This window comes from Alteraquisediminimonas sediminicola, assembly GCF_019740335.1.
Classification (GTDB): Bacteria; Pseudomonadota; Alphaproteobacteria; order Sphingomonadales; family Sphingomonadaceae; genus Alteraquisediminimonas; species Alteraquisediminimonas sediminicola.
The window spans coordinates 116,815-140,112 of the sequence record NZ_JAHXZS010000005.1 but is presented as its reverse complement, the minus strand read 5'-3'; the positions used below and the strand labels follow the sequence as shown (position 1 = coordinate 140,112).

Genomic DNA, 23,298 nt, shown 5'->3' with positions numbered 1-23,298 from the left:
TCGGCCTCTTACAGCGTCGCTTCAATCTCGCGCGCGGCTTGATCGGGATTTTCCGATTTGGTGATCGGACGACCGATGACCAGGATCGATGCGCCATTATCCATCGCCTGGCGGGGAGTCATCGTACGCTTCTGATCACCGATCACGCCATTGGCCGGACGGACGCCCGGCACCACGAAATAGCCCTTGGGCCAGATCTTCTTGGCGGCGGCGACTTCATTGCCCGAACAGACCACGCCATCCAATCCGGCCTCCATCGCCAGACGGGTCAGGCGTTCGACCTGTTCATGCGGGTCGGAGTCGATGCCGATGGCGGTCAGATCATCGCTATCAAGGCTGGTCAGCACGGTCACCGCAACGACCTTGGTGCCAAGCGGGGCCGCGGCCTTCGCATCTTCCATCATCGCCCGGCCACCTGCGGCATGCACGGTGATGATCGCCGGTTCTAATGGACGCAACGCCTGTATCGCCTTGCCGACGGTATTGGGAATGTCGTGAAATTTCAGGTCGAGAAAGATCGGCAGGCCCAATGCCGCCATGTCCTTTACCCCAGCCCGGCCATTGGCGACAAAGAATTCAAGCCCCAGCTTGATCCCGCCGACATGATGATGGACCTGTGCCGCGATCTGCTTGGCGCGCTCCAGATCTGGCGTATCGATAGCAACAAAAATCGGTGAACGTGTCATGCAACCCCCGGAGGAACGGCCATTGGCGCCGCAGATGGTGCCGGTGTCAGGTCTGAGGCGTCTTTGTCAAGCGGGTCAAGCCGATCATGGGGCCGGGTCGCTTGCTCATTCGCCAATGCGGCCTCCAGCCGGGACAATTTCCGCCGCAACAACCATTTCGATGCGTGATGCCACAGCAGCAACGGCACAAGGCCCAACAGGAATGAGACCAGCATCAACACTGGCAATTTGGTGTCGAGGCTGGTTTCGCCCCATAATTTGATCGATACGACGATCCAGTTATTGGCCGCAAAGGCGACCGCAATCACCGCCAGCATGACCCAAAACAGGGTTTTCAGAAACTGCATCGTCCAAACACCCCCATGCGCCCAAATTGATGTCGCCATCATCTATCAGGATTTTACCCCTGCCAAGCCTGCAATCCTAGCCTTCATTCGGGGCGCTGCCTACTCCCAACCGGCAATCTGCGCCTCCAATTCGTCAATCAACGCGGCGATCAGCAATAATCTTGGCCGTTCTTCCGCCAAAATCCGGCCAAATGCCGCCCGTTTAAAGCCCATGATCGTTTTGGGATCGGGATAATCATCGCTTTCCAGCGAAGATAGCACAATGTCGATCATCCGCTCCGCCCCGTGCAACCGCCCCCAAAGATAATCATTCTCGCGATAGCGGCGGCTGAAAAATGCGCCAAAGCTGTTGAACTGTATCCCTTTAAGCGTCGCCTCCGGCCCGCCCTTGCGTAAAGATTGTGCATCGACCGGCGAAATGCGATCGACCGTGATCGGATCGAATTCATCGACATCCGCCTCTTGCAACAATGGCAAGGTCGCAATGTCGTAAAAAGGAAATCCCAAATAACCGAGCAACATATCGCGCCGCAATGGCTTCGGCAGTTGGGCAAGGCCATCGGCGAGCAATTGCTCCGCCTTTTCATCCACCGCGCGCAAATCCCGGACCTCCGCAATTGCGTCCAGCACGGCCTCAGGCCTTGTATGTATTTCGGATAAGATCGGTCCGATCCGATCCCGGTGAAAATCGACCCGTTCGCGGTCGAGATAATCCGCGAGCGACGTAAAAATCACTTCGCGCAACGTCTGTACCGCGTCGCGTTCCGGTCCCGGCTTGGTCGCGGCATGCAGCGTCGCCGCCTTGCGATTGAGCATCCGCAACCGCCGAATGCGAAAGCCAAGATCATGGTTGCGGAAAAAATCGATGGTCGCGTCCGATGCCCCTTCGGCAGTCATGGCCGACAGTGAATCAATGCCGCGCACCCGGATCGCGGTCCAGATCGACTGGCGCACGATTTCCTGCGTCAACGCATCATGGTTCCCGCACATCGCATTGACGATCCGGGCCAGCTCTTCCGCAATTTGGCTCAATTTCAAATGGCCATAGCTCGGATAGAAATAGCCCGCCCTTTTGGCCGCCTCATGCTGCGCCTTTTGCCGCCATGTATTGAGCCGCGCCGGGGTGGGCCGATCAAGAAACAGTGTATGGCCAAAGGTCTCGGCCATGACGACCTCGACTTCTGGCCGCACCGCATCAAGGATGTGCTGCATGCGCCGGATGCGGCTGGAACGCTGTTCCAGCGCCTCCAGATTGTCGCGGATCGGCTGTTCGCGGGGAATGTCCGACAAAGCGCCAAAAATCGTGGTGAAAAACCCCGGCGGCCCTGCCTTGCGACCCGGTCGTCCACCGCCGCCGCGCAGGCCCGGCTTGGGATCGATATAGACGAAGCGTCGGTCGATTTCGCGCCGTGCCGGGCGGTCGCGCAAGGCCTGCATCGCGGGCTTGAACGGCGCATTGGCCAGTACCGATCCATCGATCAGTACCAAGGATTCAGGGTCTGTCCCTTGGCCCATATGCGGCAGCAACCGTGCCATGAACGCCTCGCGATCCGCCCATTCGCGGTCATCGGCATGCAACACGTCATCCATTTCGGTCACGGTAAAAGGTGGAAATGCGCCGGGAAAAGACGCCGTCGCCCGCGCCGCAAAGGCAAGGCTCGGGATGCTCGCGCCCGCCCGCCGCCCGTCATCGGTAAAGCCGATGGTCAGGCGATGCTCATGTTCTTCGACCGTGACGGTGCCGCTCAATTTCAACCATTCCGCATGGCCGCCAAAGTCTGTCACCGTCACTAGCAAATCGAGCGGATGATCGGCGGGCAACAATCGCGGCCCGGCGGGCTGTCGCGCCATCGCATCCAGCGCCGTCAGCAAAATTCGCGTGAACAACGGTCCACCAAAGGGCGGGGCGAACCACCGCCCCCGCACAAAGTTCGACAATTTGCGACGCACCTCGGCCCGGCTTTCCGGTTCGACCGTCGCGTTGATCGATCCGCCGGGGCGTCGTAACGCCAGCCACGCAATCGGCACCGCCCACCATTTGCTGAACCACGACCATGGCCGCGCATCGGGATCGAGCAATTGATCGACATCGGCCTTATCCAGCCAGAGGTCCGTCAATGGATCGAGCGATTGGCCGGTCGCGATGGCCTGCCCCAGAAAAATCCCGTTGATCCCGCCCGCGCTCGCCCCGGCGATAATATCGACCATCACCCGCAACCGGATGCCCCGTCCGGCCACATAGGCCAGCAATTCGTCATAAGGGCAGGGGGCAGGCGGTGTTTCATCCAGCGCAATGATGTGACGATTGAACCGCTCGCTCGCTCGGATGATCTGCCAGATCTCCCGGGTGATGCCATGCATATATACGGCGAGGCTAATGCCGCCGTAACAGATCAGGGCGAGGCGAAGCTCCTTGTCGCGCATGGTCTTACCGTGTCAGCCGCTGCCGTCCCTGTCGAGGATTATCGACATAAACCAACGCAGTTCGACGATTATCGACCGCGATGACGAATATTGGCCGGGCGGCCACGCTTGTTCGCGGTTGGACGTCGATCCTTGCCGCCCGCTTTGTTGTTGCGGCCCGATTCCGGACGCCGTCCCCTGAATGGCAAATGGTTCGCCCCTTCCGGCAGTTCGAATCGCAATGCGGCGGAAATCGGGTTGGCCTCGGCCAGCCGCAATTCAAGCCTTTGCCCGACGCGATATTGCTCACCCGTTTCCGCACCCGTCAGCGTGCGGGCCTTTTCATCGAAGTGAAAACGCTCCACCCCAAGGGTCGATACCGGCACCAGTCCATCTCCGCCCAGCCCTTCGACCGTGGCAAAGAACCCGAAATCCATCACCCCGGTAATGCGGGTTTCCAGCACTTCACCGACCTTGGTCGCCAGAAAAGCCGCGACATAGCGATCGACCGTCTCGCGCTCGGCCTCCATCGCGCGGCGTTCGCAGGCGGAAATCAGCTCGCCAATCGGGGTCATCCTTTCGGCCTCGGTGCCGGTCAGCGATGTCTCCCGGCGCGCCGGATCGAGATGATAGGCCCCGACCAACGACCGATGCACCAGCAAATCGGCATAGCGGCGAATGGGCGAGGTGAAATGTGCATAGCTGCCCAGCGCCAGCCCGAAATGCCCTGCATTGACCGGCGCATAATAGGCCTGCATCTGGCTGCGTAAAATCTGTTCAGTGATGAGGACGCGGGTTTCATCCGAATCCGGATACAGAATATCGACCCGATCAAGGATGCGATTGAACGTCTCCGGCGTCACCACCTGCCCAAGGGCCAGCGGCACATTGAAGGTTTCGAGATAATCCTTCAACGCCGCCAGCTTTTCGCGGCTCGGTGGTTCATGGACGCGATACATCACCGGCTGCTTCTTCGCCTCCAACGCCTTGGCAGCGGCGACATTGGCCGAAATCATGTAATCTTCGATCACGCGATGGGCATCCAGCGGTTCACGCGGCGCAACCGATAAAATCCGCCCCTCCGCATCCAGCACCACGCGCCGTTCGGGCAAGTTAAGTTCCAGCGGATCGCGCTTCGCCCGCGCCTTGGATAGCAACTGCCAGCACGCCCATAACGGTTCCAGCGCCTCCGCCTTCCACGGATGCTCGCCGCCATCCATCGCGGCCTGCGCCTGTTCATAAGGGATATTCGCCCGCACCCGGATCAACGCGCGGGTAAAGCGCCAAGTCGCAATCTGGCCCTTGGCATCGATTTGCAGATGGCATGCCATCGCCGCGCGATCATGATCGGCCCGCAACGAACAGACATCGGCGGACAGCGCCTCCGGCAACATCGGCACCACCCGATCGGGGAAATACACGCTGTTGCCGCGCTTTTTCGCCTGACGGTCAAGCTGCGATCCGGGGCGCACGTAAAAGCTGACATCGGCAATGGCGACAATCGCCTTAAACCCGCCGGGATTGGCGGGGTCATCATCCGGCGTCGCCCAGACGGCATCGTCAAAATCGCGGGCATCGACTGGATCGATGGCGATGATCGGCAGATGGCGCAGATCTTCCCGGCCTTCGCCCAATGCCTGCGCCGCCATCTGTTCGGCCTCGGTTATCACTTCTGTGGGGAAATGATCGGGAATGCCGAATTTATGGATCGCGATCAGGCTGAACGAACGCGGCGCAAATGGGTCGCCCAGCACTTCCGTCACCCGCGCGGTAATGCGCGGTGGGCGTCCGGCCTTTTCGGCCAGCACGAGATCGCCGGGCTGGGCATTGCCAAGGTCGCTGATGATCGTGTCGCGGCGCTCTTTCTTGTCGACCGGGCGCAGCCACGCCCGATTTTCCATCATCTCGACCACGCCAAGGATCAATTCCTCGCCGCGCGCGAGCTTCTTCATCGGATGGGCGATCACGCCATGGCCCGCCTCTTCGGTGCGGGCGAGAATGCGATCCCCAATGGCCAGCGCCGACCGCCGCCGTCCTTCGATCACCCGGATACGGGGCGGGGGCTTGCCCTCGGCCTGCCAGCTTTCCGGCACGGCGAAAACCTGATCGCCATCGGCATCGACGATCCGCAGCACCGTCACCTTCGGTACCCCGCCCATTTTATGAAAGGCGCGGCCCGGGGCGGAATCGATCAACCCTTCATCCGCCATGTCCTTCAACAACGCCTTGAGCGCGATCTTGTCATGCCCGCGCAACCCAAAGGCGCGCGCAATCTCCCGCTTTCCGGCAGGCTGGGCCGACTTGGCGATGAAGTCGAGGATTTGCTGCCGACTAGGCAAAGGGTCATGTGAAGAACGGGTCATTCGAACACATGTAGGGCCGGTGCCGCCCGGATGAAAGCGCCAAAAAAAGGGGACACGGTCGCCCGCATCCCCCCTTTGTTATTCATCAAAGCAAGCAGGTCAGAATTTGATCGCGGCCCCTGCATAGAAGCGGCGGCCATAGGGGTCATAAGTATCTGCCGCCGTTTCGGTGCCGGTGATGTGCGATGCGCCATTCTGGTTGATGACCGGTGGCTTCACATCAAACATGTTGTCGATGCCAAAATACAACTCAAGCGTTCGGTTGGTATCGCCGCCAAAGTTCCAACGCAATTGCGCATCATTGTAGAAATAGGATTTGACGGTGTTGGTTTCGTCACCCAGCGGCGAATCCACATCCGGCCCCAGCGTGTCCTTCATCTTGCTGAGGAAATTGGCGCGCCAGTTCAGGCTGACATCCCCCATGTCGAGCGTGGTCGACAGATTCCAGCGATGCTTGAAACCGGCGCCCAAGCGACCATCGCCATCAAGCTGGCCTCGGTTGTTTTCGACCGGCAGGCCTGCCAGCGGCTGGAGCGTCAACTTGTCCAGATAGGTATAGGCCAGATTGAAGCTGATCGCCGATGTGGCCTTGAACATCTGGAATTCAGGTGTCTTGTACCGCACGGCCACATCGATGCCGCGTGTCTGGATAGAGGCTGCGTTTACCGGGCGGGAATCTATCTGCCAGACAGTGCCCGGGGTGCGACCACGCGGATTACCACCTGCGCCTTCCCGCACGATCAATTCGCACAAAGGCGAAGCACCCGCCATATCGACGCAAGTCTGGAGGATGCTGTTGCGCGGAACAAATTGGATCGCATCCCGGACTCGGATGTCGAAGAAATCGACCGTCATTGAGAAATTGCGGATCGATTGCGGGGTGAAGACCACGCCCAATGTCAGCGTCTTTGCGGTTTCTTCGGACAAATTGAGGTTGCCGCCATCCGTGCCTTCAATGCTCTGCACATCGGTATTGTCATCATAGGTGAACGCGCCACCGCCAGCGATCTGAGAAGCGATACCCGGCACCGCCCGGCAATAGACATCCTGTGGCCGGTTGGATGTTAGCGTCACGCCTTCGCAGGGATCGACGATCCCATTCGGGAAAGTTTGTGACGCGCCTTGGTACAGTTCACCGATATTCGGGGCGCGGGTCGCGACCGAATATACGGCGCGAAACCGGATGTCGCGGCTTGGCGCGTATTCGGCGCCGCCTTTCCAGCTCCAGACAGTGCCGACGGTCGAATAGTCGCCATAGCGCACCGCACCTTCAACCCCCAGATATTCCGCCCATGGCTGGTCGGCGATCAGCGGGATGACGGTTTCGGCATAGCTTTCGAACACCTTGTATTTGCCAATGGTGTTGGTCAGCGCATTGCCCATAGTGTTGCCGAGCTGGGTTTGCAGGTCGAAGACTTCTCGACTTTTTTCAGTCCGCCGCTCTGCCCCTACGGCGATTTTCACGTCACCGGCAGGCAGCGTGTATATCGGGCCGGAGAGATTGGCGCCAAATACGGATTGGCTGACCTTGGAATCATAGGTCGACAACTGGCCATTGTTGGTGATGTAGGCGGCGGCTTGCGGACTGGCCGAGTTGAATCCGAAGGGGTTGAACGGGACGCAGCCCGCCGCCCGTGCAGCGGCATCCCGACAAATGGCTGTGCCGCCCGGACCGGCGATGGCATCCAACGCATAATAATAGCGGTCACGCAGCGCGGTTTCAGACGCGGTGGACTCAGTTGTCTGCCCATAATTATAATAGGCATCCCAATTCCATTTGCCCGCGATCTCACCCTGAAAGCCTGCGACCACACGATAATATTCGCGTTCATTCACATTGGATCGATCAAACACGCCGACCATGCGCTTGCGGAACAATAGGGTGTCGGTACCCAATTCCGTCATCTTTGCCTTGATAATATCCGGGATAAAGGGATTGTCGATGGTCAGGCCGCCATAGGGTGTGCCATCTGGCATCGTCGCATCGCTATTGTCAGTGGCGAGGGCCTCCAACCTACTGCGCGACTTGGTCTTGGCGTAATTGCCTTCGAAGAAGACGCCGATTTCATCCGCAAAATCATAATGAGCAAGGATCGATCCCATATAACGCTCGACTGGGACCGAGATATAACGTTGGGCGTTCCGGTTATAGCCATCTACCGCGCCGACATAGCCTTCTTTCAGCTGGTTATCGGGGCCATAGGTGTAAACCGTCGACAGGTCCTGAATATCGTCGCCATTGGGGTCGATCACGTCAAAACGGCCCTGTGGGACAAAAGAACTGCGGAACGGATTGTCCTCAGCCGAAATTTTCCGCTTGCGCGATAGCAGGCCTCCATCCTTGTCATATTGGCCATAGACGGTGATATTGCCCCGGCCATCGTTGAAATTCGTGCCTGCGGTGGCGGCAAACAAACGTGTCGGTAAATCGCCCTTGGACGTGATCCCGGCTTGTGTGCGCAGCGCGACCCCTTGATAGTTCTTCTTGAGGATGAAGTTGACGACGCCGGCCATGGCTTCCGACCCGTATAGCGCGGATGCCCCGCCGGTCAGCACTTCCACGCGCTCAATCAATTCGGTCGGGATATTGTTGAGGTCGACCGCAGAGCTGCCACCGATGCCGGATACGAGGCGGCGACCATTTTGCAGGACGAGCGTGCGATTAGAGCCAAGATTGCGTAGGTTCACCGTCGCCTGACCATTGCCCGACGTTGCAAAGTTCGAATTGGTGCGGGTGGTGCCGATCCCGACTGCGGGCAGTTCATTCAGCACATCGCTGACATTGACGGCACCTTGTTCCGCAAGGTTCGTCGCGCTCACCACTTGGATTGGTGTCGATGCCTGCAGGTCGGGGCGCGCGATGCGCGAGCCGGTGACAATGATAACCTCGTTGGATTCGGTCTCTGCCGTCGCCGCAGCAGCATAGGCTGGCAGGGCGATGGCGCTAGCGAGAATGGAACTCGCCAAAAGATGTGTGGTGTTTTTAAGCGACATTATAAACCCCCATTACACAGGGACTTGCATCGCCCTGCGATTAACGGTGAACGCAGTCTCCGCCCCCTGCGGCGACTGACTGGAAAGGTTTCAACGTCATTTATGTTCGGTGGCAACACAGCACAAAGGCGGTGCAATGAGAATGGTGGATACCTGTAATAAATTTGTCACAAAATCATGCCGAAATAGTTGTTTATTAATAGTTTTTATCTTATTTTGGCGGTAAATTTATACTCACCCCACCCGATACGGCACGACATCGCGCACATCCGGGTCCACCAGCGCCGGTCGGTCTGCGGGCGGGAAGGCGCGTTGGTCGCAATCGGGGCGGGGGCATAGGCGGCAGCTAATGCCAATCGGTGTCGGGTTGCCGTTCCCGCCCATATCCACATGATCGGCATAGATGAACTGATGGGCCTGCCCGACTTCGCACCCCAAGGCCACGGCATAGCGCCTCGGCGCACGGGTGAAGCTGCCGGACGGCTTCACCAGCCCCTTGGCCATCGATACATAACGCACCCCATCGGGCGTTTCGGCCAATTGGACCAAGATACGGTCGGGAATGGCGACGGCCTCATGCACAATCCACAACGGGCAAGCGCCGCCAAAACGCGCAAATTGCAGCCGGGTCGCGCTGTGGCGCTTGGTGATATTGCCCGCCATGTCCACCCGCAGGAAATAAAAGGGGACGCCGCGTTCGCCCGGGCGTTGCAGGGTGGAGAGGCGGTGGCAGGCCTGTTCAAAGCTCACTCCGAATTGCTGGCACAAAGCGTCGATGTCATGGCGCAGCGCTGCCGCTCGTTCGCGATAGCGGCCATAAGGCATCAAAATCGCGCCCGCCGCATAATTGGCAAGGCCGATCCTCAACAAGGTCCGCGCCTCATCCGACAGGCCGGGCGATGTCCACGCGATTTCGCCCATATGCGCCGCCATTTCCAGCGCCGCGAGTTGATGGGCGATGACGAAACGGCGGCTTTCGGGCGGCAAAGCGGCATTGACCCGCAATTCGCGCTGGGATCGGCTGAATTGTCGCAGCGGCGCGGATACGGGCGCGCTCGCGACCCGAATGCCATGGCGGGCCAGCAGGCGCTGATGAAGCGCGGCCTCGCTCACCATCTCGCCAGCGGCAATGTCGCGCGATAATCGCTCGGCGGCGCGGTCCAGCGCATCGACATAATTGCCCGACCAATGGAACCAGTCGCGCACTTCTTCCCATGGCAGGCGAGCCGGATCGCCCACGCCGCTGGCCAACGCATCGTCATGGATACGGACCTGTTCCTGGCTTTGGCGAAAGCCGTCGTGCATCGCGATCATCCGTTCTGCCAAGGCGGGTTGCTGTTCGGCAAAACGATAAAGGGTCTCGGCATCGATCGGCGGCCCCGGTATCGCGGGATCGGCCAGTGCCTCGGCCAGCGCCGCAATCCGGCCCGTGACCTGTTCCACCCCCATCGGCTGCCAATCACCGGCAAAACGTTCGCTGAGTGTCGTCAGCAGTGCGGCGGTCAATGGCCGGTCGTCATGTTCGATCTGGCTGAGATAGCTGGTCGAAATGCCCAAAAGCGCCGCCATATCCGCCTGTTTTAACTGGCGGGCGGCGCGCAGCGCCCTGATGCGGCTACCGGCGTAAATGCGATGTCGGGACATGAAGTGCAGCCTATTCCGCAAAGTCTATATTTGCAACTTTGCAAGATTACACAAAATTCATGTTGCAATGCAACCGCCAATGCAGAAAGGGCAGGCCAAAGCGAATCCGAACATGCAAAGGGGCCGTTATGTCTTCCAATATCGCCGAACTCGAAAAGCGTCGTGATGCAGCCCGCATGGGTGGCGGTCAAAAGCGCATCGATTCACAGCATGCCAAGGGCCGCCTGACGGCGCGCGAGCGGCTGGAGGTCCTTCTCGATGAAGGCTCATTTGAAGAATATGACATGTATGTCGAGCATAATTGCACCGACTTCGGCATGGATGAAACCAAGATCCCGGGCGATGGCGTCGTCACCGGCTCCGGCACGATCAACGGTCGTCTGGTATTCGTGTTCAGCCAGGACTTCACCGTGTTCGGCGGCTCGCTCTCCGAACGCCATGCGCAGAAAATCTGCAAGGTGATGGACATGGCGCTGAAGGTCGGCGCACCGGTCATCGGCCTCAACGATTCCGGCGGCGCGCGCATTCAGGAAGGCGTGGCATCGCTTGGCGGCTATGCCGAAGTGTTCCAGCGCAATGTGAATGCTTCGGGCGTGGTGCCGCAGATCTCGCTGATCATGGGGCCATGCGCGGGCGGCGCGGTCTATTCGCCCGCGATGACCGACTTCATCTTCATGGTGAAGGACAGCTCCTATATGTTCGTGACCGGCCCGGACGTGGTCAAGACCGTCACCAACGAAGTCGTGACGCAGGAAGAACTGGGCGGTGCCGTCACCCATACGGCGAAATCGGGCGTGGCGGATGTCGCGTTTGAAAATGACATCGAAGCCCTGCTCGCGGCGCGCGACTTCTTCGACTATCTGCCGGAAAACAACCGGATCGGCGTGCCGGAACGGCCCACCGACGATCCTTGGGATCGGATTGAGGAAAGCCTCGATACGGTCATCCCGGCATCGGCGAATATGCCCTATGACATGCATGAAGTTATCAAGAAGACCGTCGATGAAGGCGATTTCTTCGAAGTCCAGCCGACCCATGCAGGCAATATCATCATCGGTTTTGGCCGGATCGAAGGCCGCACCGTCGGCATCGTCGCCAATCAGCCGATCGTGCTGGCGGGCTGTCTCGATATCAATGCGTCGAAAAAGGCGGGTCGTTTCGTCCGCTTCTGCGATGCGTTCGAGATTCCGATCATTACCTTTGTCGATGTGCCGGGCTTCTTGCCGGGCGTCAGCCAGGAACATAACGGCATCATCAAACATGGCGCCAAGCTGCTGTTCGCTTATGCTGAAGCGACCGTGCCGAAAATCACCATCATCACCCGCAAGGCCTATGGCGGCGCGTATGACGTGATGGCGTCCAAGCATCTGCGCGGCGATTTGAACTATGCATGGCCGACCGCCGAAATCGCCGTGATGGGCGCCAAGGGCGCGGTGGAAATCATCTTCCGTGGCAAGACGACGGAAGAAATCGCGGAGCGCACCAAGGAATATGAAGACCGTTTCGCCAACCCGTTCGTGGCGGCGTCAAAGGGCTTTATCGACGAGGTGATCTATCCGCATTCGACCCGTCGCCGGATCGCTCTGGGTCTTCGCAAGCTGCGCAACAAGGAACTCGAAAATCCTTGGAAGAAGCACGACAACATTCCGCTTTGAGTCTCGTCGTCACGCGGTGCCTTGTCGCCGCGTGACGAGTTGAAAGGATGAAGCCAATGAAACTGGGCCGTCTCAATCATATCGGCGTTGCCACGCCGTCCATCGAAGCCAGCATCGCTTATTATCGCGATGTCATGGGTGCGACGAAAATCCATGCGCCGTTCGACCTGCCGTCGCAGGGTGTGAAGGTGTGCTTTATCGATACGCCGGGCGAAAATGAAACCCATGGCACGCAGATCGAACTGATCGAACCATTGGGCGAAGGCTCGCCGATCCACAGCTTCATCGCCAAGAACCCCCATGGGGGCCAACATCACATGTGCTATGAAGTGCCGGACATTTTCGTCGCCAAGGCCGAGTTTGAGGCCATTGGCAAAAGGGTGCTGGGCGAACCGCGCATCGGCGCGCATGGCACGATGATCTTCTTCCTGCACCCGAAAGACATGAACGGCGTGCTGACTGAAATCATGGAAACGCCGAAGGGGGCGCACTAATGACTGACAAGACTGTTGCCGATTGGCAGGCCGCTGCTGACAAGGAAGTCAAGGGCAAGGACCTGAACTGGAACACCCCGGAAGGGATCACCGTCAAGCCGCTGTACACGGCACAAGACGTGACCGTCGATCCCGGCCTGCCCGGCTTTGCCCCGTTCACCCGTGGCGTGAAGGCATCGATGTATGCCGGTCGCCCGTGGACGATCCGCCAATATGCCGGTTTCTCGACCGCCGAGGAATCGAACGCTTTCTATCGCCGCAACCTTGCGGCGGGGCAAAAGGGCCTGTCAGTCGCGTTCGATCTTGCAACGCACCGTGGCTATGATTCGGATCACCCGCGCGTGGTTGGCGATGTCGGCAAGGCGGGCGTGGCAATCGACAGCGTCGAAGACATGAAGATCCTGTTCGACGGCATCCCGCTCGACAAGATGTCGGTGTCGATGACGATGAACGGCGCGGTGATCCCGATCCTCGCCTTTTTCATCATCGCGGGCGAAGAACAGGGCGTGCCGACCGAACAGCTCGACGGCACGATCCAGAACGACATTCTCAAAGAGTTCATGGTGCGGAACACCTATATCTATCCGCCCGAACCCTCGATGAGGATCATCTCCGACATCTTTGGCTATACCAGCACCAAGATGCCGAAGTTCAACAGCATCTCCATTTCCGGCTATCACATGCAGGAAGCCGGTGCGACGCAGGTGCAGGAACTCGCCTTCACCATCGCCGACGGCATGGAATATGTGAAATATGGCGTGGCTTCCGGCCTCGACATCGACAAATTCGCCGGTCGTCTGTCCTTCTTCTTCGCCATCGGCATGAACTTCTTCATGGAAGTCGCCAAGCTGCGCGCGGCCCGCGTGCTGTGGCATCGCGTGATGACCCAATTGGGCGCGAAGGACGAACGTTCGAAGATGCTGCGCACCCATTGCCAGACATCGGGCGTGTCGCTGACGGAACAGGACCCGTATAACAACGTGATCCGCACCACGATCGAAGCGATGGCGGCGATGCTGGGCGGCACCCAGTCGCTGCACACCAACGCGCTCGACGAAGCGATTGCGCTGCCGACCGACTTCTCTGCCCGTATCGCGCGCAACACGCAGATCGTGATTCAGGAAGAAACCGGCATGTGCAATGTCGTCGATCCGCTGGGTGGCTCTTATTATATCGAGTCGTTGACGCAGGAACTGGTCGACAAGGCATGGGAAATCATCAACCGCGTCGATGGCGAAGGCGGCATGGCCAAGGCCGTGGCGGCGGGCTGGCCGAAGGCGATGATTGAAGAAGCAGCGGCCGGTCGTCAGGCGCGGGTTGACCGCGCGGATGATGTGATCGTCGGCGTGAACAAATATCGCCTTGCGACCGAAGATCATCTTGAAACGCTCGAAGTTGATAATGCCAAGGTTCGCGATGGCCAGATTGCCCGTTTGAAGGCGACCAAGGCGGCGCGTAACGAAGCCAAATGTCAGGCTGCGCTCGATGCGCTGCGCGAAGGCGCCAAGGGCAATGGCAATCTGCTGGCATTGGCGGTCGATGCCGCCCGCGAACGCGCCACGCTCGGTGAAATTTCGCTGGCGATGGAAGATGTGTTCGGTCGTTATGGCACCACCCCGACCCCGGTGAAGGGTGTCTATGCCGCGCCTTATACGGGCGATACCCGTTGGCAGCAGGTGCTCGACGGCGTGGAAGCCGTGAAGCGCCGCATGGGTCGCGCGCCCAAGGTGATGGTCGCCAAAATGGGTCAGGATGGCCATGATCGCGGCGCCAATGTCATCGCCTCCGCCTTTGGCGATATGGGCTTTGACATTGTTTCCGGTCCGCTGTTCCAGACGCCGGAAGAAACCGTCGTGCTGGCGCTGGAGTCGGGTGTCGATGTCGTCGGTGCATCGTCTTTGGCCGCTGGTCACAAGACGTTGATCCCGGAACTGATCAACCTGCTCAAGGAAAAGGGGCGCGGTGATATCAAGGTGATCGCCGGCGGCGTGATCCCGCCGCAGGATTATGATTATCTGCGCGATGCTGGGGTGCAGGGCATTTATGGCCCCGGCTCCAATGTCGTTGAATGCGCGGCGGATGTGCTCCGTCTGCTTGGCCACAATATGCCGCCGGCTGGGGAGGCCGCTGAATAATGTTCAAGAAAATCCTGATTGCGAACCGTGGCGAAATCGCTTGCCGCGTCATTCGCACGGCCAAGAAGATGGGCATTGCGACCGTCGCTGTCTATTCCGACGCCGATGCCCGCGCGCCCTTTGTCCAGATGGCGGACGAAGCCGTGCATATCGGCCCGTCGCCTGCGGCGCAGAGCTATTTGATCGCTGAAAAGATCATCGAAGCCTGCAAGCAGACGGGCGCGGATGCTGTCCATCCGGGCTATGGCTTTCTGTCCGAACGTACGTCGTTCGCACAGGCGCTGGCCGATAATGGCATCGCCTTTGTCGGCCCGCCGATCAACGCGATTGCCGCGATGGGTGACAAGATTGAATCGAAGAAGCTGGCCAAGCTCGCGGGCGTGAATGTCGTCCCCGGCTTTGTCGGTGAAATCGAGAGCACCGAACATGCCGTGCAGATCTCGAACGAGATCGGCTATCCGGTGATGATGAAGGCGTCGGCTGGCGGCGGTGGCAAGGGCATGCGCCTTGCCTATAATGAAAACGATGTCCGCGAGGGCTTTGAAGCGACCAAGCGCGAAGGGCTGAACAGCTTTGGCGATGATCGCGTGTTCATCGAAAAGTTCATCCTCAACCCGCGCCACATCGAAATCCAGATCTTGGGCGATCAGCATGGCAATGTGCTGTATCTGAACGAGCGCGAATGCTCGATCCAGCGTCGCCACCAAAAGGTCGTGGAAGAAGCGCCGTCACCGTTCGTGACGCCGAAGATGCGTAAGGCGATGGGCGAACAATGCGTCGCGCTCGCCAAGGCCGTGGGCTATTATTCCGCAGGTACGGTGGAACTGATCGTCTCGGGTGCGGACCCGACGGGCGAAAGCTTCTATTTCCTCGAAATGAACACCCGTTTGCAGGTGGAGCATCCGGTCACCGAATGCATCACCGGGGTCGATCTGGTCGAACAGATGATCCGCGTGGCGGCGGGCGAAAAGCTCGCCCTGACGCAGGATGATGTGAAGATCGACGGTTGGGCGATTGAAAACCGCGTCTATGCCGAAGATCCGTATCGCGGTTTCCTGCCGTCCACCGGTCGGCTTGTGCGCTATAACCCGCCGGTTGCGGGCTGGACGGGCGATATTCGCGGCGTCGATGGCGTGCGCGTCGATGATGGCGTGCGCGATGGCGGCGAAGTGTCGATGTTCTACGATCCGATGATCGCGAAGCTCATCACCTGGGGTGCCACCCGCGACGAAGCGGCGGACAAGCAGGTCGCCGCGCTCGATCGGTTCGAATTGGAAGGCCTTGGCCACAATATCGACTTCCTCTCCGCGATCATGCAGCACCCGCGCTTCCGCTCGGGCGAATTGACCACGGGCTTTATCGCCGAGGAATATCCGGACGGTTTCACCGGGGCCGCGACCTCGCCCGATCTGATCCGCAGCCTTGCCGCTATCGCTGCGTTCGCCGCGACGGCGGAAGCGGATCGCGCGCGTCAGGTAGATGGGCAATTGGGTGACGAACTCGATCCGCCGCTCGCATGGCAGGTCAAGATCGGCGATGTCGTGCATGATGTCGCGTTTGAGGGTGAAGAAGTCACCATCGATGGCCATGATTTCGATCTGGCGATTGAATATACGCCGGGCGACCGCATGATCGAAGCCGAGGCGGAAGGCGACAATCTCTCGGTCAAGATCGCAAAGACCCGCATGGGCTTCAAAATGACGACCCGTGGCGCGATCCATCAGGCGCGTGTCCTGCCGGCAAATATTGCCCGTTTGGCCGCGCATATGATCGACAAGGTGCCGCCGGATCTGTCGCGCTTCTTGTTGTGCCCGATGCCGGGCCTGCTCGTCGCGCTGCATGTGCAGGAAGGCGATAAGGTCGAGGCCGGTCAGGCGTTGGCCGTGGTCGAAGCGATGAAGATGGAAAATATCCTGCGCGCCGAAAAGACGGGCGTGGTGAAGACCGTCAATGCCAAGGCAGGCGAAAGCCTCGCCGTGGATGCCATTATTCTTGAAATGGAATAACGCGTCTAAAATTGAGTATGGAATGAAGGGGAGGGCGGCTGTGGCTGCCTTCCCCTTTTTCTTGGGCGATGTTCAGGGAGTTGTCGCCGGGGTCGTCACTGGGGCAGGTGGTGCGGTCAGGCTCTGCAATGCGCGCTGCGCATTTTCACCAATCGGCCCGGATGCATCCGCCGCGGCTGCCCGCTCCCATGCGGCCTGTGCGGCCTTGGGCGCATCCATCGCATAAGCGATATTGCCCGCCTCATAGGCGACTGCCGCATCGTCCGGCGCTTTCTGCATCGCGGTGCCGATGTCACTTTCCGCACGGGGAAGTTCCCCCATCCGCCGCGCCAGCGTAGCCGATAACAGCCATGCCATCGGGTCCGCCGGGACCAATTTCAACGCGGCATCAAGATCACCACGCGCCCCGCCAAGATCATTGAGCACGACCAGCGCCCGGGCGCGGTCGAGATGCGCCTCGCCTTGCTGGGCCGCGCTTAACGAAGGGATGGACAGTGCCGCATCGAACATGTTGCGCGCCTGCGAAGGATCATCGCCCGCCAGCGCGGCATTGCCCGCCTGGACATAGAAGAACGCCGCCCGGCCATCGCGATTGATTGCGGCTTGGCGGGCGGCCTGTTCAAAGGTCGTGACCGCCGGGCCGAACCGATCCTGCGCGACAAAGGCGAGGCCAAGGCAATGCAAGGCGGGTGCGCCGCCATTTTCCTGCCGCCATTTTTCCGCATCTGCCTGCGCGGCGGCGGCATCGGTGGCGATCAGATTGACGCAGGCGTTGAAGTGGGTTTCAAGACCGGGATTGGCGGCGCTTTGCACCAATAGGGCAGCAAGGATCATCATAGAGTCGGCATGTAGCATGAAAGCTGCATCCTTGCTGAACAGTCTTTAGGTCGCGCCTCCTCTCCCCCCGTCATTCCCGCGTAGGCGGGAATCCAGACAGAGCGAACCGGCATGGGTGCGCGCCCTTTGATCCGATGGCGTTTCTGGATTCCCGCCTTCGCGGGAATGACGAGAAGGGGTGCGGGAGGGATGAGGGAGGGATGAGGGAGGGCGCGGGAATGATAATATGGAAAACCGGTGCCCAATTTCCGAACGATGCTTTAGCTCTTGGGCCTTCCTGCCTGCTCGGCTAATGCAACGCGCATGACTGAGATCGCCCCCCTGTTTTTCGCGATTGGCACATGGCTGGTGCCGCTGACCATCGCCATTGTTTTTCACGAGGTCGCCCATGGTCTGATGGCCCGCGCCTGTGGCGATATGACGGCGGACCGCATGGGGCGGTTGAGCTTCAACCCGCTGCGCCATGTCGATCCCATCGGCACGATTGTCCTGCCAATGATCCTCGCTTTATCCAACGCCCCGATTTTCGGCTGGGCCAAGCCGGTGCCGGTGGTGGCTGCCCGGATGCGCAATCCTCGCTGGAACATGGTGGCAGTGGCGCTGGCGGGCCCGATGATGAATCTGCTGCTGACGGTCGTGGCGACCTTGATGCTGGCGGTGCTGCTCAATGTCGTGCCGCACCCGCAAGGCGGCGTCGCCGGGTTCCTGAAGGAGAATTTCAGCAATCTCATCATCATCAATGTGATGCTCGCGATTTTCAATCTGATCCCGATCCCGCCCTTTGACGGCAGCCATGTGATGCAGGGCATTTTGCCGCGCGCGCTGGCGGTCCCCTATGCGAAATTACAGCGATTCGGCCTGTTGATCCCGATCTTGCTGCTGATCGTCCTGCCGATGATCGCGCCCAATGCCCATCTGCTCGAACGGGTGATCGGCCCGCCGGTCGATTGGGTGCTGGGGCTGGTCGATAACGCGCTGGATATGTTGGTCGGGGGCAAGGCCTGATGACGGACCAAGCACAGGCCCTGCCCAAAGCCCTTCACGGCTGGATCATTCTCGATAAGCCCTTGGGGCTAGGTTCGACACAGGCCGTGTCGGCGGTCAAACGCGCATTGCGGGAGGCCGGTTGCGCCAAGGTCAAGGTCGGCCATGGCGGCACGCTCGATCCGCTCGCGACCGGGGTATTGCCGGTCGCGCTGGGCGAGGCAACCAAATTGGCCGGGCGGATGCTCGATGCGAGCAAGATCTACGATTTCACGATCTGCTTCGGCACCCAGACCGACAGCCTTGATCTCGAAGGGCAGGTGATCGCGACCAGCGATGTGCGCCCGACCTTGGCACAGGTGGAGGCCGTGCTGCCGCGCTTTACCGGGCCGATTGAACAGGTGCCGCCCGCTTTTTCGGCGCTGAAAGTCGATGGCAAGCGCGCTTATGATCTGGCGCGTGCTGGCGAAGAGGTCACGCTCGCGACTCGGGCGGTCACGATCCACGCCCTTGATATTCGGGGGTCCGTGCCGGGCGATGCAGGGTTGGAGTCCGTCACTTTGTCCGCTTTTGTGTCCAAGGGGACTTATATCCGATCCTTGGCACGCGATATCGCGGCGGCATTGGGGACAGTCGGCCATGTGACGATGTTGCGGCGGACCAAGGCCGGGCCGTTCACGCTGGAACAGGCGATTTCACTGGACAAATTGGCCGAAATTGCTAAGGCGCGGTCCCTTGAGGACTTATGCTTGCCCATAAGGACGGCGCTGGACGACATCCCGGCTCTCGCCCTTGGACCGGAACAGGCAAGGCTGCTCCGTCATGGACAGTTTCTCTCCGGGGTTGCCGTGTTGGACGGTCTCCACCTCGCGCTGCTGGATGAAATGCCGGTCGCGTTGGTGGAATGCTTGTCCGGGACCGTCAAGGTCGAACGCGGCTTCAACTTGTAAAGCACGATGTCGAAGGAAGACACATGACGATTACCACTGAACGCAAAGCCGCTTTGATTGTTGAACATGCCCGCGCCGAAGGCGACACCGGTTCGCCGGAAGTCCAGATCGCTATTCTGACCGAGCGTATCAACAACCTGACCGACCACTTCAAGACCCACGCCAAGGATAACCATTCCCGCCGCGGTCTGTTGATGCTGGTCAACAAGCGTCGTTCGCTGCTCGATTATCTCAAGCGCGTCGACAATGGTCGTTATGCGGCCTTGATCGCGAAGCTCGGTCTTCGCAAGTAACCTGATAAAGGACGGCCCCCGCTTCCGGGGGCCGTTTTTTTTCCGGAATGGAATGCAATTCGGCATTTTTTCCGGCGTAAACGGGACCACGACCGGTCCCAGACTCAAGAGGCCTCCGGCGCGCATAGGGCCGCCGGATCGAAGGAAAACACTATGTTTGACGTGAAGAAAGTATCGATCGAGTGGGGCGGACAGACCCTGACACTCGAAACGGGCAAGGTTGCTCGTCAGGCTGATGGCGCGGTTGTCGCGACCCTCGGCGAAACTGTTGTATTGTGCGCCGTCACCGCTGCAAAGTCGGTCAAGGAAGGGCAGGATTTCTTCCCGCTCACCGTGCATTATCAAGAAAAATATTTCTCATCCGGTCGTATCCCGGGTGGCTTTTTCAAGCGTGAACGCGGCGCGACGGAAAAGGAAACCTTGGTTTCCCGCCTGATCGACCGTCCGATCCGCCCGCTGTTCCCGGAAGGGTTCTATAACGAAATCAACGTCATCTGCCAGGTGTTGAGCTATGACGGCGAAAACGAACCGGACATCCTCGCGATGATCGCGGCATCGGCTGCGCTGACGCTTTCCGGCGTGCCGTTCATGGGCCCGATCGGCGCGGCGCGCGTTGGATTCAAGGATGGCGAATTCATCCTCAACCCGAATGATGCTCAGGTTGCCGAAGGCGAGCTGGAACTGGTCGTTGCCGGTACGCATGACGCCGTGATGATGGTCGAATCGGAAGCCAAGGAGCTTTCGGAAGACACCATGCTGACCGCCGTGATGTTCGCGCATGAAGCCAGCCAGAAGGTGATCGAAGCGATCATCCGTCTGGCCGAACAGGCTGCCAAGGAACCTTGGGAAATGGCCCCGCAGGCTGATCTCAGCGACCTTAAGGCCAAGCTCAAGAAGCTGGTCGGCAAGGACATCGACGCCGCGTACAAGCTGGTCGACAAATCGGCCCGTTCGAACGCGCTGAACGAAGCCCGCGCCAAGGCGAAGGCTGCGAATGCGAGCGAAAGCCCGCAGGACCAGATGGCGGCGATGAAGCTCGTGAAAAAGCTCGAAGCCGATATCGTCCGCACCGCCATCCTGAAGGAAGGCCGTCGCATCGACGGTCGCGACACGAAGACCGTTCGCCCGATCGTGGCGGAAGCGCACTTCCTGCCGCGCGCCCATGGTTCGGCCCTGTTCACCCGTGGCGAAACCCAGACCATCGCAAGCTGCACCTTGGGGACCAAGGAATCCGAGCAGATGATCGATGGCCTGACCGGCCTCAAGTACGAACATTTCATGCTGCACTATAACTTCCCGCCTTATTCGGTCGGTGAAGTCGGTCGCTTCGGCGCACCGGGTCGTCGTGAAGTGGGCCATGGCAAGCTCGCATGGCGCGCGCTGCATGGCGTGCTGCCGACCAAGGAAGAATTTCCTTACACCATCCGTCTGACCTCGGACATCACCGAGTCGAACGGTTCGTCGTCGATGGCGACGGTGTGCGGCGGTTCGCTCGCGCTGATGGATGCCGGCGTGCCGATCAAGCGTCCGGTCTCTGGCATTGCCATGGGCCTGATCTTGGAAGGCAAGAACTTCGCGGTGCTGTCGGATATTCTGGGTGATGAAGATCATCTCGGCGACATGGACTTCAAGGTTGCGGGGACGTCGGAAGGCATCACCTCGCTCCAGATGGACATCAAGATCGCTGGCATCACCGAGGAAATCATGAAGGTGGCTTTGGCGCAGGCCAAGGACGGTCGTCATCACATCCTCGGCGAAATGGCCAAGGCGCTCGATCACACCCGTGAAGAGTTGTCGGCCCATGCCCCGCGCATCGAAACCTTGCAGATCGACAAGTCGAAGATCCGTGAAGTCATCGGCACCGGCGGTAAGGTCATCCGCGAAATCGTCGCCACCACCGGCGCCAAGGTCGACATCGATGATGAAGGCCTGATCAAGATTTCGTCGTCCGACCTGTCGCAGATCGAAGCGGCGCGTCAGTGGATTCTCGGCATCGTAGAAGAAGCTGAAGTCGGCAAGATCTACAACGGTAAGGTCGTGAACCTCGTTGATTTCGGCGCATTCGTGAATTTCATGGGCGGCAAGGACGGTCTCGTCCACGTTTCGGAAATCCGCAACGAACGCGTTGAAAAGGTCTCTGATGCCCTGTCCGAAGGTCAGGAAGTCAAGGTCAAGGTGCTCGAAATCGATCCGCGCGGCAAGGTGCGTCTGTCGATGCGCGTTGTCGATCAGGAAACCGGCGAGGAACTGGAAGACACCCGTCCGCCAGCCGCGCCGCGCGCTGACCGTGGTCCGCGTCGTGACGGCGAAGGCCGTGGCCCGCGCCGCGAAGGTGGCGACCGTGGTCGTGGTCCGCGTCGTGAAGGCGGCGACCGTGGTCCCCGTCGCGAACGCGAAGATGGCCCAGAGCCAGAATTCGCGCCAGCCTTCCTGAAAAAGGACGACTGATATTCGGGTCGGAGCCTTCGGGTTCTGCCTTGAATATACAGGCAAATGATAAAGGGGGGTCGCGGCAACGCGGCCCCCTTTTTCATGACGGCGATGGCGGTTAGGCTGCGGCCATGATCATGACCAATCGATTCGCCCCTATCGCCGCCCTGCTGCTGGCCCTTTCCCCTCTGTCGGCGGCCATGGCCCAAACCCCGCCGCCCGCGCTCGGCATGGCCCAACCGACCGCGCCTGACCGCCAAGGGCTGGTTCGGGTGACGCTCACCACCTCAATGGGGCCGATTGCGCTGGATCTCGATGCCCGCCACGCGCCGATCACCACCGCCAATTTCCTGCGCTATGTCGATCAAAAGCGGTTCGACGGGATCAGCTTCTATCGTTCGATGCGGCTGGCATGGGGGACGCCGGAAAAGCCGGAGGGGCTGATTCAGGCAGGCACGCGCGGCGATCCGAAAAAGACGCTGAAACCCATCGCGCATGAACCGACCAGCAAGACCGGCCTGTTGCACCTCCCCGGCGCGATTTCGATGGCGCGCTTTGCGCCCGGCACGGCGACCGCCGATTTCTCGATCCTCGTCTCGGAAATGCCGTCATTGAACGCCCATCCCGAAAATCCCGGCGATAATGCGGGCTATGCGGTGTTTGGCTATGTCGTCGAGGGCATGGATGTGGTGCGCAAGATTCACGCCGCCCCGATCTCGCCCACGCTCGGCCAAGGGCCGCTCAAGGGCCAGATGCTCAGCCCGCCGGTCAAGATCCTGACCGCACGTCGCACCCGCGTGGTGGCCATCCCAGCGCCAGTGCCGCCGGTGTCGCCACCCCAGCCTTAGGTCCGGGTCAGCCCCACAGTCTCCCGCATCGTCACCCCGATCCCTCTTCCCCCGTCATTTTGGTCCCTTGTCCTTCGTCATTCCCGCGAAGGCGGGAATCCATAAAGCGCCATCGGATCGAGAGATGCACGCCCCTTGTTGGTCCACCCTGTCTGGATTCCCGCCTTCGCGGGAATGACGAAGTGGGGGGCGGGAGTGACGAGGAGCGAGTGACCGGGTTGACGGGGGA

16 protein-coding genes are annotated in these 23,298 nt (G+C 60.0%); 9 read left to right on the top strand and 7 right to left on the bottom strand.

What is annotated here, in order from left to right; genetic code table 11:
* Positions 1-8: 8 nt before the first annotated feature.
* The 6 genes from pyrF to K6117_RS11015 form a co-directional block, all read right to left on the bottom strand.
* Positions 9-686 carry an orotidine-5'-phosphate decarboxylase gene (gene pyrF, locus K6117_RS11040; RefSeq protein WP_221794955.1) on the bottom strand — a complete coding sequence of 226 codons (678 nt, stop codon included), beginning with the start codon at positions 684-686 and terminating at the stop codon, positions 9-11.
* On the bottom strand, positions 683-1,033 hold the full coding sequence (locus K6117_RS11035; RefSeq protein WP_221794953.1) for a hypothetical protein: 351 nt from the start codon (positions 1,031-1,033) through the stop codon (positions 683-685). Before K6117_RS11035 ends, pyrF begins: the two co-directional genes overlap by 4 nt.
* Before the next feature lie 99 nt (positions 1,034-1,132).
* Positions 1,133-3,457, bottom strand: a complete 2,325-nt coding sequence (locus tag K6117_RS11030) for a patatin-like protein (protein ID WP_221794951.1) — start codon at positions 3,455-3,457, stop codon at positions 1,133-1,135.
* A 68-nt stretch (positions 3,458-3,525) separates the two neighbouring features.
* Complete coding sequence (locus K6117_RS11025; RefSeq protein WP_221794949.1) at positions 3,526-5,799, bottom strand: ribonuclease R family protein; 2,274 nt, start codon at positions 5,797-5,799, stop codon at positions 3,526-3,528.
* A 99-nt stretch (positions 5,800-5,898) separates the two neighbouring features.
* Entirely contained in the window at positions 5,899-8,793 is a 2,895-nt protein-coding gene (locus tag K6117_RS11020) for a TonB-dependent receptor domain-containing protein (protein ID WP_221794947.1), read from the bottom strand.
* Between the two features lie 234 nt (positions 8,794-9,027).
* A complete protein-coding gene (locus K6117_RS11015; RefSeq protein WP_221794945.1) occupies positions 9,028-10,437 on the bottom strand; it encodes a helix-turn-helix domain-containing protein in 1,410 nt (469 codons plus the stop codon).
* A gap of 128 nt (positions 10,438-10,565) precedes the next feature.
* On the opposite strand from K6117_RS11015, the gene K6117_RS11010 reads away from it, so the two are divergent.
* Genes K6117_RS11010 through K6117_RS10995 form a run of 4 tightly spaced genes read left to right on the top strand, consistent with a single transcriptional unit; the run spans position 10,566 to position 16,727 of the window.
* On the top strand, positions 10,566-12,092 hold the full coding sequence (locus K6117_RS11010) for an acyl-CoA carboxylase subunit beta (RefSeq protein WP_221794943.1): 1,527 nt from the start codon (positions 10,566-10,568) through the stop codon (positions 12,090-12,092).
* Between the two features lie 56 nt (positions 12,093-12,148).
* Positions 12,149-12,586: a methylmalonyl-CoA epimerase gene (gene mce / locus K6117_RS11005; RefSeq protein WP_221794941.1), complete on the top strand. Its 438-nt coding sequence runs from the start codon at positions 12,149-12,151 to the stop codon at positions 12,584-12,586.
* Positions 12,586-14,721, top strand: coding sequence for a methylmalonyl-CoA mutase (gene scpA / locus K6117_RS11000; RefSeq protein ID WP_221794939.1), 2,136 nt, complete (start codon positions 12,586-12,588; stop codon positions 14,719-14,721). The genes mce and scpA overlap by 1 nt, the downstream gene beginning before the upstream one ends.
* On the top strand, positions 14,721-16,727 hold the full coding sequence (locus K6117_RS10995; protein ID WP_221794937.1) for an acetyl-CoA carboxylase biotin carboxylase subunit: 2,007 nt from the start codon (positions 14,721-14,723) through the stop codon (positions 16,725-16,727). Before scpA ends, K6117_RS10995 begins: the two co-directional genes overlap by 1 nt.
* 72 nt (positions 16,728-16,799) lie before the next feature.
* Here the strand turns inward: K6117_RS10995 and K6117_RS10990 are convergent, their stop codons facing one another.
* A complete protein-coding gene (locus K6117_RS10990) occupies positions 16,800-17,564 on the bottom strand; it encodes a tetratricopeptide repeat protein (RefSeq protein ID WP_221794935.1) in 765 nt (254 codons plus the stop codon).
* A gap of 303 nt (positions 17,565-17,867) precedes the next feature.
* Between K6117_RS10990 and K6117_RS10985 the strand changes: the two genes are divergently transcribed.
* From K6117_RS10985 to K6117_RS10965, 5 genes are all read left to right on the top strand, one after another.
* A complete protein-coding gene (locus K6117_RS10985; protein ID WP_221794933.1) occupies positions 17,868-18,569 on the top strand; it encodes a site-2 protease family protein in 702 nt (233 codons plus the stop codon).
* Positions 18,569-19,498: a tRNA pseudouridine(55) synthase TruB gene (gene truB / locus K6117_RS10980; protein WP_221794931.1), complete on the top strand. Its 930-nt coding sequence runs from the start codon at positions 18,569-18,571 to the stop codon at positions 19,496-19,498. The genes K6117_RS10985 and truB overlap by 1 nt, the downstream gene beginning before the upstream one ends.
* Positions 19,499-19,521: 23 nt before the next feature.
* The gene (gene rpsO, locus K6117_RS10975; protein ID WP_221794929.1) at positions 19,522-19,791 is read left to right on the top strand and encodes a 30S ribosomal protein S15; all 270 of its coding nucleotides are present in this window, start codon (positions 19,522-19,524) and stop codon (positions 19,789-19,791) included.
* A 153-nt stretch (positions 19,792-19,944) separates the two neighbouring features.
* Positions 19,945-22,239 carry a polyribonucleotide nucleotidyltransferase gene (pnp, locus tag K6117_RS10970; protein ID WP_221794927.1) on the top strand — a complete coding sequence of 765 codons (2,295 nt, stop codon included), beginning with the start codon at positions 19,945-19,947 and terminating at the stop codon, positions 22,237-22,239.
* 119 nt (positions 22,240-22,358) lie between these two features.
* Positions 22,359-23,069 carry a peptidylprolyl isomerase gene (locus K6117_RS10965; RefSeq protein ID WP_221794925.1) on the top strand — a complete coding sequence of 237 codons (711 nt, stop codon included), beginning with the start codon at positions 22,359-22,361 and terminating at the stop codon, positions 23,067-23,069.
* Positions 23,070-23,298 lie beyond the last annotated feature (229 nt).

Bases quoted from the DNA above. Each gene is read 5' to 3' on its own strand.
- pyrF (WP_221794955.1), bottom strand. From the start codon at position 686: ATGACACGTTCACCGATTTTTGTTGCTATCGATACGCCAGATCTGGAG.
- K6117_RS11035 (WP_221794953.1), bottom strand. From the start codon at position 1,033: ATGCAGTTTCTGAAAACCCTGTTTTGGGTCATGCTGGCGGTGATTGCG.
- K6117_RS11030 (WP_221794951.1), bottom strand. From the start codon at position 3,457: ATGCGCGACAAGGAGCTTCGCCTCGCCCTGATCTGTTACGGCGGCATT.
- K6117_RS11025 (WP_221794949.1), bottom strand. From the start codon at position 5,799: ATGACCCGTTCTTCACATGACCCTTTGCCTAGTCGGCAGCAAATCCTC.
- K6117_RS11020 (WP_221794947.1), bottom strand. From the start codon at position 8,793: ATGTCGCTTAAAAACACCACACATCTTTTGGCGAGTTCCATTCTCGCT.
- K6117_RS11015 (WP_221794945.1), bottom strand. From the start codon at position 10,437: ATGTCCCGACATCGCATTTACGCCGGTAGCCGCATCAGGGCGCTGCGC.
- K6117_RS11010 (WP_221794943.1), top strand. From the start codon at position 10,566: ATGTCTTCCAATATCGCCGAACTCGAAAAGCGTCGTGATGCAGCCCGC.
- mce (WP_221794941.1), top strand. From the start codon at position 12,149: ATGAAACTGGGCCGTCTCAATCATATCGGCGTTGCCACGCCGTCCATC.
- scpA (WP_221794939.1), top strand. From the start codon at position 12,586: ATGACTGACAAGACTGTTGCCGATTGGCAGGCCGCTGCTGACAAGGAA.
- K6117_RS10995 (WP_221794937.1), top strand. From the start codon at position 14,721: ATGTTCAAGAAAATCCTGATTGCGAACCGTGGCGAAATCGCTTGCCGC.
- K6117_RS10990 (WP_221794935.1), bottom strand. From the start codon at position 17,564: ATGATGATCCTTGCTGCCCTATTGGTGCAAAGCGCCGCCAATCCCGGT.
- K6117_RS10985 (WP_221794933.1), top strand. From the start codon at position 17,868: ATGACTGAGATCGCCCCCCTGTTTTTCGCGATTGGCACATGGCTGGTG.
- truB (WP_221794931.1), top strand. From the start codon at position 18,569: ATGACGGACCAAGCACAGGCCCTGCCCAAAGCCCTTCACGGCTGGATC.
- rpsO (WP_221794929.1), top strand. From the start codon at position 19,522: ATGACGATTACCACTGAACGCAAAGCCGCTTTGATTGTTGAACATGCC.
- pnp (WP_221794927.1), top strand. From the start codon at position 19,945: ATGTTTGACGTGAAGAAAGTATCGATCGAGTGGGGCGGACAGACCCTG.
- K6117_RS10965 (WP_221794925.1), top strand. From the start codon at position 22,359: ATGACCAATCGATTCGCCCCTATCGCCGCCCTGCTGCTGGCCCTTTCC.